Source organism: Bradyrhizobium tropiciagri (assembly GCF_001189845.1).
Taxonomy (GTDB): Bacteria; Pseudomonadota; Alphaproteobacteria; order Rhizobiales; family Xanthobacteraceae; genus Bradyrhizobium; species Bradyrhizobium tropiciagri.
Map to the genome: position 1 here is coordinate 105,797 of NZ_LFLZ01000008.1, position 16,325 is coordinate 122,121.

The following is a 16,325-nucleotide window of genomic DNA, read 5'->3' on the forward strand; positions in this document are numbered from 1 at the left end:
GATAGACCTGTACCCCCTCACCCGGATCGCAAGGGCGATCCGACCTCTCCCTGCAAGCGGGGTGAGGTAAGGAAGAAAAACAAAACGGAGAAACAACCATGGGATTACTCGACGGCAAGGTGGCCCTGATCACGGGCGCGGGCGGCGGACTGGGTGAGGCCTACGCAAAACTGTTTGCGCGCGAGGGCGCGGCTGTGGTGGTCAACGATCTCGGCGGCCCGCGCGACGGCTCGGGCTCCGACAAGTCGATGGCCGACAAGGTGGTCGATGCGATCAAGGCCGAGGGCGGCCGCGCGGTCGCCAACGGTGCCGACATCTCGACCTTGGCCGGCGGCCAATCGGTGTTCGACGACGCCATCAAGCATTTCGGCCGCGCCGACATCCTGGTCAACAATGCCGGCATTCTGCTGGACGAGACCTTCCACAAGGCCAAGGAGGAAAACTGGGACAGGGTGATGAAGGTGCATCTGAAGGGCACCTTCTGCTGCACCCAGCCGGTGTTCAAATGGATGCGCGACAATGGCGGCGGCGTCATCGTCAACACGTCGTCGACCTCGGGCCTGATCGGCAATTTCGGCCAGACCAATTACGGCGCGGCCAAGGGCGGCATCTGGGGCCTCTCCAACGTGCTGGCCATCGAGGGCCGCAAGTACAACATCCGGATCTGGACGCTGGCGCCGGGCGCCCTGACTCGCATGACCGCGGACCTGCCGCGCTACAAGGAGAACCCGGGTGCGGCGCTCGGCCCCGACGGTATCGCGCCGGCCGTGCTCTACATGGTCAGCGATCTCTCGGGCGACCAGACCGGCAAGGTGCTCGGCGTCTCCGGTCCGCGCGGCGTCCGAGAGATGCGGATGATGGAAATGGAAGCTGGACGCCGCCGTTCACGGGATGGAAGGCGGAGGATATCGTCACCCACGCCAAGGAGATCTTCTTCTCCGAAGAAGAGATCAAGAAGTCGGCGCGGCGGTTCAAGTAAGTCCTGGCAAATGCCGTTCCGGTGCGATGCGCGGCATCGGACCGGAATCGATGAGCCGCGCGCCCGGGGGCAGGGGCTTCCCGATGCGCAATGGCGCACCGGGGAATGACGCTGTATAGAGGGCGGAAACAGACGAGGCACAAATGACCAAACTCACCGCCCAGGCCGCAGGAACCTTTGCGATCGCGCCGACCCCGTTCCATGAGGACGGCCGGATCGACGAGGCATCGATCGACCGGCTGACCGATTTCTACACCGAGGTGGGCTGCGACGGCGTCACGGTGCTGGGCATTCTGGGCGAGGCGCCGAAGCTCGATGCCGCCGAGGCCGAGCAGGTCGCGCTGCGCTTCGTCAAGCGCGCCAAGAAGCTGCAGGTGATCGTCGGCGTTTCGGCGCCGGGCTTTGCCACGATGCGCTCGCTGGCGAAGAAGTCGATGGATGCGGGCGCCGCCGGCGTCATGATCGCGCCGCCGCCGCATCTGCGCACCGACGACCAGATCATTGGCTATTTCAAGCAGGCGCAGGAAGCGATCGGCGACGACATTCCCTGGGTGCTGCAGGATTATCCGCTGACGCTCACGGTCGTGTTCACCCCCGCGGTGATCCGCAAGATCGTGATGGATTCGCCGTCCTGCGTGATGCTCAAGCATGAGGACTGGCCGGGCCTCGAGAAGATCTCGACCTTGCGCAATTTCCAGAAGGACGGCTCGCTGCGGCCGCTGTCGATCCTGGTCGGCAATGGCGGCCTGTTCCTCGATTTCGAGATGGAGCGCGGCGCCGACGGTGCGATGACGGGCTATGCCTTCCCCGAGCTGCTGATCGACGTGGTCAATCTGTCGAAGGCCGGAAAACGCGACGCGGCGCACGATCTGTTCGACGCGCATCTGCCGCTGATCCGCTACGAGCAGCAGCCCGGCGTCGGTCTCACCGTGCGCAAATACGTGCTGCAGAAGCGCGGCATCATCTCCTCCAGCGCCCAGCGCAAGCCCGGTGCGGTCATTACCCCGCAGGCGAAGGCCGAGGTCGACTATCTGCTCTCCCGCGTGGCGCGCGTCGACCGCCGCGCCAATCTGCAACCGCAATCCAGTGCAGCAGGCTAAGTGATGACCGAGATTGTTGCCCCGCGCCTTGCCTCGACCGTGCTGCTGCTGCGTGACGGTAGCTCGTCGAGCGAAATCGAAGTCTTCATGATGGTCCGTCATCACCAGATCGAGTTCAACTCGGGCGCGTTGGTGTTTCCCGGCGGCAGTGTCGACAAGAACGACAAGGAGATCGCCGCCGATCCCGCGCTCTATTCGGGCGGGGCAGGGCTCGACGGCGACGCGCTCGGTTTCCGGATCGCGGCGATCCGCGAGACGTTTGAAGAGAGCGGGATCCTGCTGGCGCGCCCGGCCGGATCTAAGGACCTGGTCGATGCCAAGCGCGCGAACGAGATCGCGACCGCGCATCGTGCGGCGTTGAACGAAGGCAAGATCACCTTCCTCAAGGTGCTCACGGACAACGGCATGGTGCTGGCGCTCGACGAACTCGTGCCCTATGCGCACTGGATCACGCCGGAGGGCATGCCGAAGCGCTTCGACACCTGGTTCTTCCTCGCCGCCGCGCCGCCCGAGCAGCTTGGCGCCCATGACGGCAAGGAATCGACCGACTCGATCTGGGTCTCGACGCGCGAGGCGCTGGAAGGCGGCGAGACCGGCCGCTTCAAGCTGCCGTTCCCGACCACGCGCAATCTGATCCGGCTCGGCAAACAGCCGAATGTCGGCGCCGCGCTCAGCGACGCCAAGAAGATGTCGATCGTGACCGTGACTCCCGTGATGACCAAGACCGCCACCGGCCGCCAGCTCCGCATCCCCAAGGAAGCCGGCTACGACGGCGAGGTGTTCGACGTCGGCGCGATGGGCTAATTGGTAATTCCGTCTGAGGCGCTCGCCCAGCGAGCCTCGAAGGATCGACGGCCACCAGCCGGGCCGTGCATCCTTCGAGACGCTTGCTCCGCAAGCTCCTCAGGATCACGGCTCACTCTCTTCACACTTCGGTCAGTACCGAAATATCATCGGCAGCCGTGCTGTAGATTCCGTCTCAACCCCCGAGACGGAATCTTCAGCCCATGACCACCACCCCACGCCAACCCAACATGGGCTTCGAGCTCGCTTTGCTGCTCGTGCTCGCCACCCTCTGGGGCGGCTCCTACACCTTCATCAAGTTCGGCGTCGCGACCATCCCGCCGATCACGCTGATCGCGGCGCGCACCGCGATCGCAGGCCTGCTGCTGCTGGTCATCATGCGGATGCGCGGCGTGACGATGCCGACGGACGGCGCGACCTGGCGCCGCTTCATCTTCCAGGCCTGTCTCAACAGCGTGATCCCGTGGACGCTGATCGCCTGGGGCGAGCGCTTCGTCGACGCCGGGCTCGCCACCATCCTCAATTCGGCTTCGCCGATCTTCACCTTCCTGTTCACCGCCGCGATCACCCGCCACGAGGCCGCGAGCCCGCGCAAGCTGGCCGGGGTGATCGCCGGGATGGCCGGCATCTGCCTGATCGTCGGCGTCGATGCATTCCGCGATCTCGGGCAGGGCATCGTGGCCGAGGTGGCGATCGTCGCCGCCACGATCTGCTATGCCTGCGCTGCGATCTTCAGCCGCGGCTTCAAGGGGCTCGATCCGATGGCACCGGCGGCGGGCTCGCTGATCGCGGGCGCTGCGATCCTGATCCCGCTCAGCCTCGCCGTCGAACGGCCCTGGACGCTGGCGCCGTCGACCAGTTCGCTGCTCGCCTTGCTGGCGCTTGCGGTGTTCTCGACCGCGATCGCCTTCGTGATCTACTTCCGCCTGATCCAGACCCTCGGTTCGGTCGGCACCACCGCGCAGGCCTATCTGCGGGTGCCGATCGGGGTTGCGCTCAGCGTCGCATTCCTCGGCGAACGGCTGAGCCCGACGGCGTGGGTCGGGCTTGCCTGTGTCGTCGTCGGCGTCGCCGCCATGACGATTCCGGCGCGAAAGCTCGCCACGGCCTGAGGCCATCGCCGCGACGACGATGCCCCGTGACGGGGCGCCGCGGCCTGACGTTTGATTCGCCGAACAGCATCAGGACGCCGGCATCCCGCCGGACCAGGCCCGGCTGCCTGCGCTGGAATCGGCCACCGGTGCCAGTCCCGGTGACACAGGTCACACCGCAGGCCTTCCGGGCCCTTCAGCATGTTTCCCCAAAGCCCGTAATTTCCCGTATATTGGGGTGTATTGGACCCCGGCCTTGATGACATGACCGCTGAATTGCCGCCGAATTCGCAAGCGCCGCGTGCGTTCTCCCTCTCGATTGGCCAACTCACGTTCGGCAGCTTCCTGCTGGTTCTGGCTGTGATCATCATCACATCCACGGCCAGCGTGATCGCGATTCGGCACATCGACACGACCTTTGCCGAGCTGCAGCGGCTGCAAAGCGTCGGCGACATTGCCGAGGATATCGACCGCCGCACCAACGAGCTGCGGCTGGCGGCGCGGGACTTCGTCACCGAGCCCGGCACCCAGTCGGCCCAGGTCGCGCAGGCGGCCCAGTCGCTCAGCGAGATCCTGAAGAAGACCCGGATCGAGCTGGCGCCCGAGCAGCAGGACATGATCGACGGCGTCACCCAGCGGCTGGCGACCTACCGCAGCGGGATCGAGCGCATTTCGGCGCTGCTCAGCCGCCGCGCCGAGATCGTCGCCGGACTGCCGCCGCTGCGCGACGCGTTCGACAAGGCGGTCGCCGAGAGCAATGACGCCACGCTCGCGAACACGCTGTCGCAGGCCCAGAGCCGCATCGCCACCGCGCTCTTGGCGCACAACACGTCGGCCGCCGAGCAGGCCGCGCAAAGCATGCGGGCGATGACGATCGCCGATCCCACCCTGCGCAGCGCGGTCGACAATTATGCCGAGGCGATCAGCGCGATTTCGGTGCGCGAGGGCCAGATCGCCGACATCGACCGCGAGGTGCTCGGCGCCGAGGGCCGCCTGATCCAGAAGGTCACCGAACTGTTGCGCGAGCTCAGCTCGCGTCGCGGCCATGTGCTGTCGCGCGATTTTGCCCGGACGCTGGCTGAGGCAAAATGGCAGAGCATCGTGCTCGGCACGGCGGGCGTGCTGATCGGCCTGTTCGCCTCCGTGCTGGTGGTGCGTCGCACCGTCCGCCCGCTCGCCAGGATCGCCAGCTCGATCCGCAAGGTCGCGGGTGGCGAGAAGAGCGCGTTCATCCCCGGCGCCGACCTCGACAACGAGATCGGCGACATCGCGCGCGCCGCCGAGGTGTTCCGCCAGACCCTGGTCGACGCCGACAGCGCGCGCGAGGCCGCACTGCGCGCGCTCGCCGAGCAGCGGCTCGCCGAGGAGAGCTACCACAAGCTGTTCGAGGCATCGGTCGACGGCATCTACGTCACGACGCCGGGCGGCACGCTGCTCAACGCCAATCCGGCGCTGGCGCGGATGATGGGCTACGCGACGCCGCAGGACCTGATCAACGGCATCGGCGACATCGCCTCCACCGTCTATGTCGACGCGGCGGCGCGGGAGCAGTACCAGCAATTGATGGCGCGCGACGGCACAGTGCGTGACTACGAGTATCAGGTGCGCTCGCGCGACGGCACCGTGTTGTGGCTGTCCGATTCCGCGACCGTGGTGCGCAACGACGAGGGCGAGGTGATCCGCTACGAGGGCACGGTGCGCGACATCACCGACCAGAAGCGCGCCGAAGATGCCGTCGCCGAAGGCCGCCGCATGTTGCAGATGGTGATCGACACGGTGCCCGCCGTCATCAACGTCAAGGAGCGCAATCTGCGCTATGTGCTGATGAACCGCTACATGGCGGGCATCTTCGGCGTCGAGCCGCAGGACGCGATCGGCCGGACCACCGCCGAGCTGATGCAGCGCTACGGCGCTGCCAAGACCGACGAGAACGACAAGCGCGTGCTGTCGGTGCGGCGCGAGCTCGGCTTCTACGAAGAAGAGTACAAGGACGCGGCCGGCAACATGCGGCAATGGCTGGTCAACAAGCTGCCGATCCTCGACGCGCAGGGCGACATCGAGAACATCGTGACGGTGGCGCTCGACATCGGCGATCGCAAGCGCTCGGAGCAGGAGATGCGCAAGGCGAGGGATTCCGCCGAGGCTGCGCTGCGCAATCTGCGGGAAACCCAGAACTCGCTGATTGAGGCCGAGAAGCTCGCCGCGCTCGGCCGTCTGGTGGCCGGCGTCGCCCATGAGGTCAACAATCCCGTCGGCATCAGCCTCACGGTGGCCTCCGCGCTGGAGCGCAAGACCGCGAACTTCGAGGCCCAGGTCGAGCGCGGCGACCTGCGCCGCTCCAGCCTCAACGATTTCCTGAACACGGCGCGGGATGCCTCCTCGCAGCTCGTCGCCAATCTGAATCGCGCCGCGGAGCTGATCCAGTCGTTCAAGCAGGTCGCCGCCGACCGCAACTATTCCGACCAGCGCACCTTCGATCTCGGCGATCTCACCGAGCAGGTGGTGATGAGTCTGCGGCCCGGCCTACGCAAGCACAATCTGACGCTCAACGTCGATTGCGAGCCGAACCTCATCATGAACTCCTATCCGGGACCGTATGGCCAGGTGCTGACCAATTTGTTCCTCAACGCGGTCGCGCATGCGTTCCCGGACGGCAAGGCCGGCGAGGTCGAGATCCAGGTCCATGCCAAAGGCAACGACTATGTCGAGGTGGTTTTCGCCGACAATGGCTGCGGGATGAGCCTCGACGTCCGCCGCCGCGCCTTCGATCCGTTCTTCACGACGCGGCGCGACCAGGGCGGCACCGGGCTCGGGCTGCACATCGTCTACAGCATCGTCACCACGCGCCTCGGCGGCCGGCTCTCGCTGGATTCCGCGCCGGGCAATGGCACGCGCATCCAGATGATCCTGCCGCGCGTCGCCCCGCTGGAGCAGGCTGCGGAGTAGGCGGGCTCCGGCTCCGTCACCTCGAGGACTGCCTTTATTTCTTCATCTCGCCGGCAAGCAGGTTCTTGTAGATCTTGCCGTTCTTCATGATGACCAGGAAGTTCTTTGCGGGATCTTCGATCAGCTTGATATTGTCGATCGGATTGCCGTCGACCAGCAGCAGGTCGGCCAGCGCGCCTTCCTGGACCACGCCAAGCTTGCCGGGATATGGATTTCGCGGCCCGGACAGACTGAGCAGTTCAGCGTTGGTCGATGTCGCCATCGTCAGCGCCTCGGCCGCCGTGTACCAGCGGGTGAGGTCGGCCAGCATGGTGCCTTGCCGGTCGGCCAGCGCCTTCGAGAACAGGACATCGGTGCCGAATGCCGTCTTGATCCGGTATTTCCTCGCCAGCGCATAGACCCGTTCGGTCCCGGAAACCACTTGCCGCATCTTCTCCTGTTCCGCGGGCCCCAACGCGCTGGCGCCCGCCAGATCGAGGAAGGGCTGCGTGCTCAGCCAAATTCCCTTCTCGGCCATCAGGCGGGCCGTTGCGTCGTCCATGAGGTGACCGTGCTCGATACACTTGACGCCCGCCGCGATCGACCGCTGGATCGCAACCGGCGTATAGGCGTGCACGGCAACGTAGGTGCCCCAATTCGCGGCGGCGTCGACGGCGGCACGCAGCTCCGGTTCGGTGAATGTCGACACGTCGAGCGGACTGAACGGCGATGCGACGCCACCGCCCGCGGTGAGCTTGACCTGCGAGGCCCCCTGCATGAGCTGCTCGCGCGCGCGCACGCGAACCTCATCCGGACTGTCCGCGATCATGCTGCCGCCGATTTTCTCCATGCGGCTGAGCATGCCACCGATCGTTCGTGGCAAATCGGACAGCTGCCGGAAATCGCCATGGCCGCCCGTGATGGTGATGACCGCGCCTGACGGGTAGATGCGGGGCCCGGCCACGAGTCCGTCGTCGATGGCCCGCTTGAGCCCGAAGGCGGGCCCGCCCATGTCGCGAACGGTGGTGAAGCCCCGCATCAATGTGTCGGTCGCTTCCGCCGCAGCGAGCAGATTATTGTAGCCGACGTCACCCGCGATCGCAGCCGCCGGCGTCGGGCGCACCAGCATCGCATGCCAATGCGCGTCGATCAGCCCGGGCATCAGGACGCGCTCGCGACCATTGATCACCTGCGCATCGGCCGTGATCGCCGAGGTCGAGATCGTCTCGATCTTGTTGTTGCGGACCAGCACATTCGATGGCGCGGACAGTGTGCTGTTGTTGCCGTCGAAGATGCGGACGTTCTGGAACAGGAACGCGGAATCCTGCGCCTGCGCCGCCGGGAAAACGCCGAGGCTCACGCCGATCGCCGCAAGCAGCGCGGAAATCCGGACGATCCCGCTCTTTATTCTCACGCCTGACATGTTCGGTATTCTCACGCCTGACATGTTCGGTCTCCCCCCAAAATGCTGCTACGCCGGCCGGTCGGCGGGCCGCAAGGCATAGGTCAACCAGCCGATGCCGTGGGACATCAGATCGATGCCCAGCAATAGTCCAAGCACCCAAAGGCCGGTCGCCGGAAATCCGCTCAAAATGATGAGGCCCGCGATGACGCCGAACACCCCGGAGGCCGCCAGGACCCAGCCGGACTGCCGCCAATGGCCGATGCCGATCGTCACGCGGACGAGCCCGGAGACCAGGAGCATCAGGCCGAGGACGTAGGTCAGGATCAGCGCGCCGGTTACTGGCTGGCTCAGCAGCACGATGCCGGATGCAATGTAGAGGGCTCCGAGCAGCAGCTGCCACAGAAAACCTCCCCACCCCTTGGTCCAGAAGGCGTGCACGATCTCGAAGCCGCCTGCGAAAATCGCCGTCCAGCCGATGAAGATCGCGCTGACCACGGTGAAGAGCACGACATCGCCGAGGACGAGGACGCCCGCGACGATCATGGCGATCCCGAGCAGGACGCACATCCATAGCGGCGGCGGCGCGATGCCGGTGAGACCGAAGGCGGAACTGTTGTCGGTGGTCGCCATGTTATTCTCCTCAATTCCCTGGCAAGGAAACGTGTCGCGGATTGGCCGGCGTCATGCATGGCTTGCTGCTTCCGTGTTGCCGGGACGTCGTTGTCTTGCTCCAGCGGGTGATGCGCATGGATCTGCCGATCAGGCCGGCGCGGATCAGCTGGTTCGTTCGCGGTTGTCCGCCGCGTTGTCATCCGGAATCTCTCCCGGCCGGTAGTTCGGCAGCTGCCCTGCCGGAATGACCGCGAGGAGGGCGAGGCCCGCCATGATCAACAGCCCGATCTTCAGCGCCCGCAGCCGGGCTTCGGTGTTGACCCGGACCGCTTCCTCGACCTGCTGTGGCGTGCCGCTCGTGGCTTCGAGCACGCTGCGCAGCCGGTCATTGCTGACGAAAGTGATGTTGTTGAGGTCAACCTGGCTTTGCAGCTCCTTCGTCAGCACCGGGCTGGCCGTGATCTTGCCGAGGGCGATGGTGCTCAGCAGACCAACGAGAAGTGCGCCGGCGACCGCCGTACCTACCGCGGCCGCGAGGTTTTGCGTGGTCCCGCGCAAGGACCCGACGTCTCCCGCCAGAGCCTTGGGCGAGGCCGTCACCAGGACGTTGAACAGCAGCGTCACCAGGGAGCCCTGGCCGACGCCGAACAGGACGAGACCAAGCAGGACGGGAATCTCGCTCCAGTCGTTGCGCACGACGAAGGCGAGCCACAGCAGCGCGATGGTGCAGAGCGCAAAGCCGAAACGTCCGATCTGGCGCGGTGTCAATCTGTCGTAGAGATGGACGATCAGCATCGCCGAGAAGAAGACCGTGAGGTTGAACGGCATCATCGCGATCGCGGTGGCGATCGGCGAGCGTCCCTGCACGATCTGGATGTAGAGCGGCACCGTGAAGTTCAGCGCAGCCTCCAGCGCGACCACCGCGAACAGGGCATAGACCGCGCAGCGCTCCTCGGGCGAGTCGATCACCTCCAGTGCCAGCAGCGGGGTTTTTCCCGCGGCCTGCTGCCGGTGCGTCCAGCTCAGAAATGCCTGTCCGAGCACGATGCCGATCACGATCATGATCGGCGCCGGCGAAACGCCCAACAGATCGAACGGCGCGTTGGGACGGGCGAGCGCCAGCCCCCAGCCGTTGAGATTGTTGAATCCGAAGCTGATCAGAATGATCGCGGTTGCGGCGAGGGCGACGCCAACCAGATCGATCTCGATGTCCGGGCGGCCGCGGTCCGGCTTCAAGCGAAAGCTCAGCAAGAAGACGATCGCCGAAACCGCGATCAGGATTCCGAACGCCGGCCGCCAGCCGATATAGGTTCCGAACACTCCGCCGATCACGAATGCGAGCACGCCGGCAGCCGCACGCGCCGAGCCCAGCGCGCCGAGGGCCGTGGCCTGCTGGCGCCCGGCATAATTCTCGGCGATCAGGGCGACGAGCGAAGGCACGATCACCGCTCCGGCGGCACCGCAAAGCGCCTGCGCCGAGATCATGGTGGTGGCCGTGGGGCTGAATGTCATCAGGAGCTGCGATGCGAAGAACAGGACGACCGCAAGGCGGAACACCTGCAGCGCGCCAAATCTTTGCGCGAGTTTCGCGCCAAGCATGACGAAGCCGGCCACAAGCATCGAATAGGCCACGATACCGGTCGCCACCGTGGTGGGGGGCACGCCGAAGCTTGCCACCATGCCGCCCATGGCAACCGGGAGCGATGCGACATTGAACGACATGATCATCTGGCCGAGCGCAATCGCGATCATCGGAACCCATGATGCGCGTTCCTCCTGGTGGATGCCGCCGATCGATATTGTCTGCGCCATGGCGTCCTCCGATCTTCTCGGCTTCTGCGATCGGCCCGCCCGCGGCAATGCCGATCTTGCGACGACCGCTCAGCCGTCCGGCTGCGACACGAGCAGATCCATCCCGAGTCGCTGTGACAGGAATTTTGCGGCGAGTTGGCCCCTCACGCTGTTGCCGGCGGCATCCAGCGGCGGGGCGAACGTGCCGAAGCCCCCTTTGCCCGGGGATACCGCGACGATGCCGCCGCCGATGCCGCTCTTTCCCGGCAGGCCGATATCGTAGAGCCAATCGCCCGACGTCTCGTACAATCCGGCGGTGACCATCACTGCCAGGGCGTAGTGGCATACGGCTGCGTCGACCACGCGTTGCCTGGTCACCGGGTTCACGCCGCCGTCGGCCAAGGTCGCGCCCATCACGGCCAGATCCCTGGCGCTGACATTCAGCGAACATTGCCGCGTGTAGAGATCGGTCGCCTGCCTGGCGTCGCTGTAGATCCGCTCATAACTCTCCAGCAAGCGCGCGATGCTTCGATTGCGGAAATTGGTCTCGGACGCGGATGCATAGACCTCCTCGTTGAGCGAGAGAGGCCGGCCGGCGAAGCGTGATAACCCGTCGTGGATGAATTGCCAGCGGTCCTCGACGGACCGTCCCGGCGCGAGGCTGGTCGCAGCAATGGCGCCGGCGTTGACCATCGGATTGGTGCGCCCGTTTCCCTGCTCGATCGCACCGAGCGAGTTGAATGGAAGACCGGTGGCGTTGGCGCCAAGCTTTTCGCGTGCCGCCTCCGGGCCGATCGTCTCGCAGATCAGCGCAAACAGGAACGGCTTCGAGACGCTCATGATGGAGAATTCGTGGTCGACGTCTCCAGCGCCATAGAAACGGCCACCAGTTCCGACGACACAAACACCGAACAGCTCCGCCGGAACCCGTGCGAGTGCCGGGTAAACCTGCGACGTCGTTCCATCGGTGTTCGACTTGAATCGCCGGTGCGCGTCTTCCACAAGCGCCTGCACCATCTCCGGACCGGGTAGATGACCGGTCGAGATGTAGGCCTGCTCTCGCTGATCGACCGAAGGCGACGCCATCGCATCACTCCGTCCGAACGGACCCAACGGTGGCCGGTTCCATTCTAGAACACGATGCGTTGGGCTAGTCAGCGCCAAAGTTTTAGTTGAGTCAACCTACAACCGGCGGCTGGTGCTGCAACCCAGCCATCAACATTTGCGAACAATCCACCTGAGGTGACGTTCAAGTCAGTGAGGCTGACGCGATCGCCTTCCAGTCGCCGACGCAACACGCAGTCGCTTCAGTTTGAATCAAACGGCGGACGTCGCTGCGGCGCGCAATCAACCGATTGCAACGTTTTCGTTTGAGGGAGTACGATTGCGGCGCGTGCGTGCGAGCCGAAGCGAGTGTGGGAGGCGCGGGGCATCAACCGTAGCAATGAGATGTACCATGGTGGCGCAAACAAGTGACGGACATCTGTTCCTGTTCAAGAAGCTTGGCGGTCTGTTCGCGATCATAGCCGGATGCCTGCTGACAGCCGTGGGTGTGACGTTCGAGTCCACCGATACGACCGTTATCGGCATCCTGCTTCTGGTGCTGGGTGCCGTCTTGCTCGTGCTCAAGATCATGAGACGAAATCAGCAGCCCGGATAGCCGGGCAGCATCGGCGTCCCCTGCGACGCTTGCGAAGCGAGCCTTGAGGATCAATGGCGCCCGATGGCGGCCGTCGATTCTTCGAGACGGTCGTGTTGCGCCCTCGGGATCACGGGCCGGACGATCGATATTCGATCAGTATCGATCGATGCGCGAACGGCATTGGACCGTCCGCGACAACACTCCTACGGCTCGCTCAACCGACCCTGGGATCAACGGGCGGTACGAGCAGGGGAGGAAGACATGATCTCACGGCGCAATCTGGTGGCCGGCATTGGCGCGGGCATCGCGAGCGCAGCGGCCGGCCGTGCCACGGCACAGTCGTTCTCGTTCAAGCCCAATCAGCGCTATCCGGATCCGGCGGTCGAAATCCTCGACCCGAGCTTCGCCAAGTACCGGCTCTATAGCTCTACGCTCGAGCAGGTCGCGACAGGCCTGCGCTGGGCGGAAGGGCCGGCCTATTTTCCCGAAGGCGGCTATCCCGTTCAGCGATATCCCCAACAACCGCATCATGAAATACAGCGAGAAGGACGGCAGCCTCAGCGTCTTCCGCAGCCCCGCCAATTTCGCCAACGGCAACACCCGCGACCGCCAGGGCCGGCTCGTGACCTGCGAGCACTCGGTGACGCGGCGGATCACGCGCACCGAGAAGAACGGCAAGATCACGGTGCTGGCCGATAGTTTCGAGGGTAAACGGCTCAATGCGCCGAACGACATCGTGGTGAAGTCCGACGACACGATCTGGTTCACCGATCCGGTGTTCGGCATCGCCGGCGAATGGGAGGGCTTCAAGGCCAAGCGCGAGCAGGACAACACCAACGTGTTCCGGATCGGCACCGACGGCAAGCTGACGGCCGTCATCACCGATCTGGTCAATCCGAACGGACTTGCGTTCTCGCCGGACGAGAAGAAGCTCTACGTCGTCGAATGGAAGGGCACGCCGAACCGGAGCATCTGGAGCTACGACGTCAATGCCGACGGCAGCGTCGGCAACAAGTCCAAGCTGATCGACGCCTCCGATTAGGGCTCGCTCGATGGCTTCCGCGTCGATCGCGACGGCAATCTGTGGTGCGGCTGGGGCAGCAACGGCGCGCTGCAATCGGAGCCTGTGGATGTCAACGGCCGCAAGGTCTATCAGCTCAAGGGCCGGCCCGAGGATCTCGACGGCGTGATGGTGTTCAACCCGCAGGGCAAGCCGCTCGGCTTCATCCGCCTGCCGGAGCGCTGCGAGAACCTGACCTTCGGCGGACCCAAGAACAACCGCCTCTACATGGCGTCCTGCCATTCGATCTACGCGCTCTACGTCGACGCGCACGGCGCGACGTGAATAGGGAGAACCGCAGAAACATGTGCCAGCACCGTCATCCCCGCGCAAAGGCTTCGCCTTTGTCGCTGGAGGAGCGGCGAAGCCGCGTCTCGAAGGGTGCACGGCCCGGCTGGTGGCCGTCGATCCTTCGAGGCTCGCTTCGTACCTCAGGATGACGGTCCGAAAAGCGCTCAAATACGATTCAAGCGCAATCTTATCGTGTGCTAATTGATATCCGCGAGCTTGTGCAGCGTGGCGCCGAAGATCAGGCTCGCCTTGCCGACCAGCGCTGTTCCGCTCATGGTGCCGCGGGTATCGGTGAAGGTGCCGGAAACGCCGACGCCGACCGGCGCGGGCCCGCCGAACAGCGGGTTGTCGGTATCGCGCGGCGTGGTGTGGCGTTGCACAAGGACCTCGCCCTTGAACGCGTCGCCCTTCACCGTGTAGCTGCCGGTGTAATAGAGATAGGCATCGCCGCCGAGAATCTGTCCGTCGCGGAAGAGAATCACTCCGCTGCCCTTGCCGACGCGTCCGTCAAGCAGGGTGACGTGGATTGAGTACAGCCCGTTCTTCATAACGTCCCATTGACCGGCTGCCGCGCCCGCAGCAATCCGGATTGGTTTTTTATGCCAAAGCGAGCAACCTCGTGCAATGCGGCAGGTTGATTCCGGGTGTCCGGAGTGGCCGTGAACCCTCGGTTCCTGCCAGGCGGTGTGACGGCGCGATGACAGCGGACCGTGCGCGCGACTCGAACTGGCCCGCGAAATGCATAGCTCTTGTTGCACTGGCCGGTGAGTGCTGGAGCAACACACATGACAGACAGGATGGAAGCTGGCGGCCGTTTGGCGGGTCCCGACGACGATTCCGAAACCTTGGCCGGCCGTCGCAGGGGCCGGATGCGGGTGTACCTGCCGCTCGGTCTCGTCGTGCTCTTGTCGGTGGCGGCTGCGCAGCTTGCGCAGGCGCGCGATCCCGACGGCCGCTACGCCAATTCGCCGCTGAAGGAGTGGTTCGACGGTCTGCGCAGCGGTAAGGGGCCGTGCTGCTCCGATGCCGACGGCACTGCGGTCAGCGATGTGGATTGGGAATCGAAGGACGGGCACTACCGTGTGCGCCTCGAGGGGACCTGGATCGACGTCCCCGACGAGGCCGTGGTCACCGAGCCCAACCGGGCTGGCCGCGCGATGGTGTGGCCGATCAAGAGCTACATGGGCGTGACGATCCGCTGTTTCATGCCCGGCAGCATGACGTAGCGCGGCAGTCGCTCACACGTACTTCTTGTCGCGCTCGAGCAGTTCGATCGAGATGCCCTGCGGGCCGCGGATGAAGCAGATCCGCACGCCCGGGCGGATCGTGGTCGGCTCCTTGGTGAACTCGACGCCCTTGGCCTTGATCTCGGCCGCGACCGCGTCGATGTCCTTCACCGTCAGCCCGAAATGATCGAGCCCCTGATAGGGCGTCACCGGCGGGGCGTTGACGCCGTCGCCCTGCATCACCTCCGCGATGAACACCTTGGCGCCGCCGAGCTGGACGTCGATGCGGCCTGGGCCACGGATGATCTCGCCGCCGAGAATGTCGCGCAGCCAGGTCGCGGTGGCTTCCGGATCGGGACTGCGCAGATGGACGTGGTCCCAGGTGACGACAGGCATTGCGATCTCCTTGTTGTTCTCGCGCCGCGTCGGCGTGCAGCACTCGCTCTCGGGCGGTGCAAATCTATCGATCGGCCGGCTGTGATGCCATCCCGTGCTGCACGTCGCAAGATTGTCGTCCCGGAATGAAACCATTCGGGCCGACGGCGATTGTTCTCGCGTGGCCGCTCGGCCTGCGGCCGTCCCGGATGCCGCATGTGGCGATCGCTGCGGCCTTCGTGCTGGCGGAGGTCTGGTCGGGCGTCGAGGGTGAGGGCACGACGATGCGGATCGGCTTGGCGTCGTTTCGAAATGTTGCCGCCGGACGTCTCGGTGACGGCGGCTTCTACGCCAGCCTGCTGCTGTCGCTGATCGCAATCGCCGGGATCGCCGCCTGGTTCATGCTCCCCGAGCCGAGCGACGCCGGAGACCAGGATGTCTGGCCGGTGTCTTCGACCGTTATCCGTACCGCGCAGGATGTGCCGACCGGGGTGCAGTCGGCCCAGACCGCAAGGGAGGCGCTGGCCGCACCGGCAGACGAGCCGGCCACGGTCGGCGTGGCCACCGCCCCGCAGCCGGCCGAGGAGACCAAGTCGTCCCAGCCCGGCGCCGAACGATCGCCGCTGGACCGGGTGCGGATCGCCTCGCAATCGTGGCGCCGCGGCGGTCTCGGATCCAAGATGCTGGTCACCCTGACGCTGCGCAACGCCAATGATTTCCCGGTCAAAGATATCGAGATCGCCTGCGCCTTCATCCGCCGCGACGGCAGTCCGATGACCGAGCGCAAGCGCCTGATCCCGGACACCATCGCCATGAAGAGCCGCAAGACCTACTCGCAGATGTTGATCGGCTTCGTAAATGTTAACGCAAACAAGGCGAAATGCTCTGTTGTGACCGCCAGCCGCGCCTAAACCCTGCTTCTCGAAAAAGTGAGCGGGAATTGACTTGCCGGGTGAACCGTAACGGCCAGCCAGGAACTAACTAATAAGCCGACCGTTAGAGAACGACCCGGAAGCGCGGGATG

Annotated in this window: 13 protein-coding genes and 2 pseudogenes; 9 read left to right on the forward strand and 6 right to left on the reverse strand. The window is 65.0% G+C overall.

The features are described from left to right. The first annotated feature begins 98 nt into the window (after positions 1-98). The 5 genes and pseudogenes from AKN84_RS09425 to AKN84_RS09445 all read left to right on the forward strand — a co-directional run bounded on the left by AKN84_RS09425 (position 99) and on the right by AKN84_RS09445 (position 6,920). A pseudogene (locus tag AKN84_RS09425) lies at positions 99-979 on the forward strand (SDR family oxidoreductase). A gap of 143 nt (positions 980-1,122) precedes the next feature. Further along, entirely contained in the window at positions 1,123-2,079 is a 957-nt protein-coding gene (locus tag AKN84_RS09430; RefSeq protein ID WP_050420451.1) for a dihydrodipicolinate synthase family protein, read from the forward strand. Positions 2,080-2,082: 3 nt separating this feature from the next. After that, positions 2,083-2,883 carry an NUDIX hydrolase gene (locus AKN84_RS09435; RefSeq protein WP_050420452.1) on the forward strand — a complete coding sequence of 267 codons (801 nt, stop codon included), beginning with the start codon at positions 2,083-2,085 and terminating at the stop codon, positions 2,881-2,883. Between the two features lie 203 nt (positions 2,884-3,086). After that, positions 3,087-3,995, forward strand: a complete 909-nt coding sequence (locus AKN84_RS09440) for a DMT family transporter (protein WP_050420453.1) — start codon at positions 3,087-3,089, stop codon at positions 3,993-3,995. 243 nt (positions 3,996-4,238) lie between these two features. Continuing rightward, on the forward strand, positions 4,239-6,920 hold the full coding sequence (locus AKN84_RS09445; protein ID WP_050420510.1) for a PAS domain S-box protein: 2,682 nt from the start codon (positions 4,239-4,241) through the stop codon (positions 6,918-6,920). A 34-nt stretch (positions 6,921-6,954) separates the two neighbouring features. Here the strand turns inward: AKN84_RS09445 and AKN84_RS09450 are convergent, their stop codons facing one another. The 4 genes from AKN84_RS09450 to glsA form a co-directional block, all read right to left on the reverse strand. Continuing rightward, a complete protein-coding gene (locus AKN84_RS09450; RefSeq protein ID WP_128970574.1) occupies positions 6,955-8,346 on the reverse strand; it encodes a metal-dependent hydrolase family protein in 1,392 nt (463 codons plus the stop codon). A gap of 24 nt (positions 8,347-8,370) precedes the next feature. Continuing rightward, positions 8,371-8,934 carry an HdeD family acid-resistance protein gene (locus AKN84_RS09455; protein WP_050420455.1) on the reverse strand — a complete coding sequence of 188 codons (564 nt, stop codon included), beginning with the start codon at positions 8,932-8,934 and terminating at the stop codon, positions 8,371-8,373. Between the two features lie 144 nt (positions 8,935-9,078). Next, positions 9,079-10,728 (reverse strand): MFS transporter, encoded by a 1,650-nt coding sequence (locus AKN84_RS09460; protein WP_193399637.1) that lies wholly within the window; start codon positions 10,726-10,728, stop codon positions 9,079-9,081. Between the two features lie 69 nt (positions 10,729-10,797). Next, a complete protein-coding gene (gene glsA, locus AKN84_RS09465; protein ID WP_050420456.1) occupies positions 10,798-11,793 on the reverse strand; it encodes a glutaminase A in 996 nt (331 codons plus the stop codon). A 370-nt stretch (positions 11,794-12,163) separates the two neighbouring features. Between glsA and AKN84_RS09470 the strand changes: the two genes are divergently transcribed. Together AKN84_RS09470 and AKN84_RS09475 are read left to right on the forward strand one after the other, a co-directional pair. Further along, positions 12,164-12,367, forward strand: a complete 204-nt coding sequence (locus tag AKN84_RS09470) for a hypothetical protein (protein ID WP_050420457.1) — start codon at positions 12,164-12,166, stop codon at positions 12,365-12,367. A gap of 243 nt (positions 12,368-12,610) precedes the next feature. Beyond that, a pseudogene (locus tag AKN84_RS09475) lies at positions 12,611-13,694 on the forward strand (SMP-30/gluconolactonase/LRE family protein). Positions 13,695-13,897: 203 nt separating this feature from the next. Here the strand turns inward: AKN84_RS09475 and AKN84_RS09480 are convergent. Beyond that, positions 13,898-14,248 (reverse strand): GrlR family regulatory protein, encoded by a 351-nt coding sequence (locus AKN84_RS09480; protein ID WP_050420458.1) that lies wholly within the window; start codon positions 14,246-14,248, stop codon positions 13,898-13,900. 321 nt (positions 14,249-14,569) lie between these two features. Here AKN84_RS09480 and AKN84_RS09485 point away from each other — a divergent pair, with 321 nt between their 5' ends. Continuing rightward, complete coding sequence (locus AKN84_RS09485; protein WP_050420459.1) at positions 14,570-14,926, forward strand: hypothetical protein; 357 nt, start codon at positions 14,570-14,572, stop codon at positions 14,924-14,926. Between the two features lie 12 nt (positions 14,927-14,938). Here AKN84_RS09485 and AKN84_RS09490 read toward each other — a convergent pair whose 3' ends face one another. After that, positions 14,939-15,322, reverse strand: a complete 384-nt coding sequence (locus tag AKN84_RS09490) for a VOC family protein (RefSeq protein ID WP_050420512.1) — start codon at positions 15,320-15,322, stop codon at positions 14,939-14,941. A gap of 125 nt (positions 15,323-15,447) precedes the next feature. On the opposite strand from AKN84_RS09490, the gene AKN84_RS09495 reads away from it, so the two are divergent. Continuing rightward, positions 15,448-16,212: a hypothetical protein gene (locus tag AKN84_RS09495; protein WP_050420460.1), complete on the forward strand. Its 765-nt coding sequence runs from the start codon at positions 15,448-15,450 to the stop codon at positions 16,210-16,212. Positions 16,213-16,325 lie beyond the last annotated feature (113 nt).

Excerpts from the sequence above, each read along its gene's own strand:
- AKN84_RS09430 (WP_050420451.1), top strand. The coding sequence starts at position 1,123 with ATGACCAAACTCACCGCCCAGGCCGCAGGAACCTTTGCGATCGCGCCG.
- AKN84_RS09435 (WP_050420452.1), top strand. The coding sequence starts at position 2,083 with ATGACCGAGATTGTTGCCCCGCGCCTTGCCTCGACCGTGCTGCTGCTG.
- AKN84_RS09440 (WP_050420453.1), top strand. The coding sequence starts at position 3,087 with ATGACCACCACCCCACGCCAACCCAACATGGGCTTCGAGCTCGCTTTG.
- AKN84_RS09445 (WP_050420510.1), top strand. The coding sequence starts at position 4,239 with ATGACCGCTGAATTGCCGCCGAATTCGCAAGCGCCGCGTGCGTTCTCC.
- AKN84_RS09450 (WP_128970574.1), bottom strand. The coding sequence starts at position 8,346 with ATGTCAGGCGTGAGAATACCGAACATGTCAGGCGTGAGAATAAAGAGC.
- AKN84_RS09455 (WP_050420455.1), bottom strand. The coding sequence starts at position 8,934 with ATGGCGACCACCGACAACAGTTCCGCCTTCGGTCTCACCGGCATCGCG.
- AKN84_RS09460 (WP_193399637.1), bottom strand. The coding sequence starts at position 10,728 with ATGGCGCAGACAATATCGATCGGCGGCATCCACCAGGAGGAACGCGCA.
- glsA (WP_050420456.1), bottom strand. The coding sequence starts at position 11,793 with ATGGCGTCGCCTTCGGTCGATCAGCGAGAGCAGGCCTACATCTCGACC.
- AKN84_RS09470 (WP_050420457.1), top strand. The coding sequence starts at position 12,164 with ATGGTGGCGCAAACAAGTGACGGACATCTGTTCCTGTTCAAGAAGCTT.
- AKN84_RS09480 (WP_050420458.1), bottom strand. The coding sequence starts at position 14,248 with ATGAAGAACGGGCTGTACTCAATCCACGTCACCCTGCTTGACGGACGC.
- AKN84_RS09485 (WP_050420459.1), top strand. The coding sequence starts at position 14,570 with ATGCGGGTGTACCTGCCGCTCGGTCTCGTCGTGCTCTTGTCGGTGGCG.
- AKN84_RS09490 (WP_050420512.1), bottom strand. The coding sequence starts at position 15,322 with ATGCCTGTCGTCACCTGGGACCACGTCCATCTGCGCAGTCCCGATCCG.
- AKN84_RS09495 (WP_050420460.1), top strand. The coding sequence starts at position 15,448 with ATGAAACCATTCGGGCCGACGGCGATTGTTCTCGCGTGGCCGCTCGGC.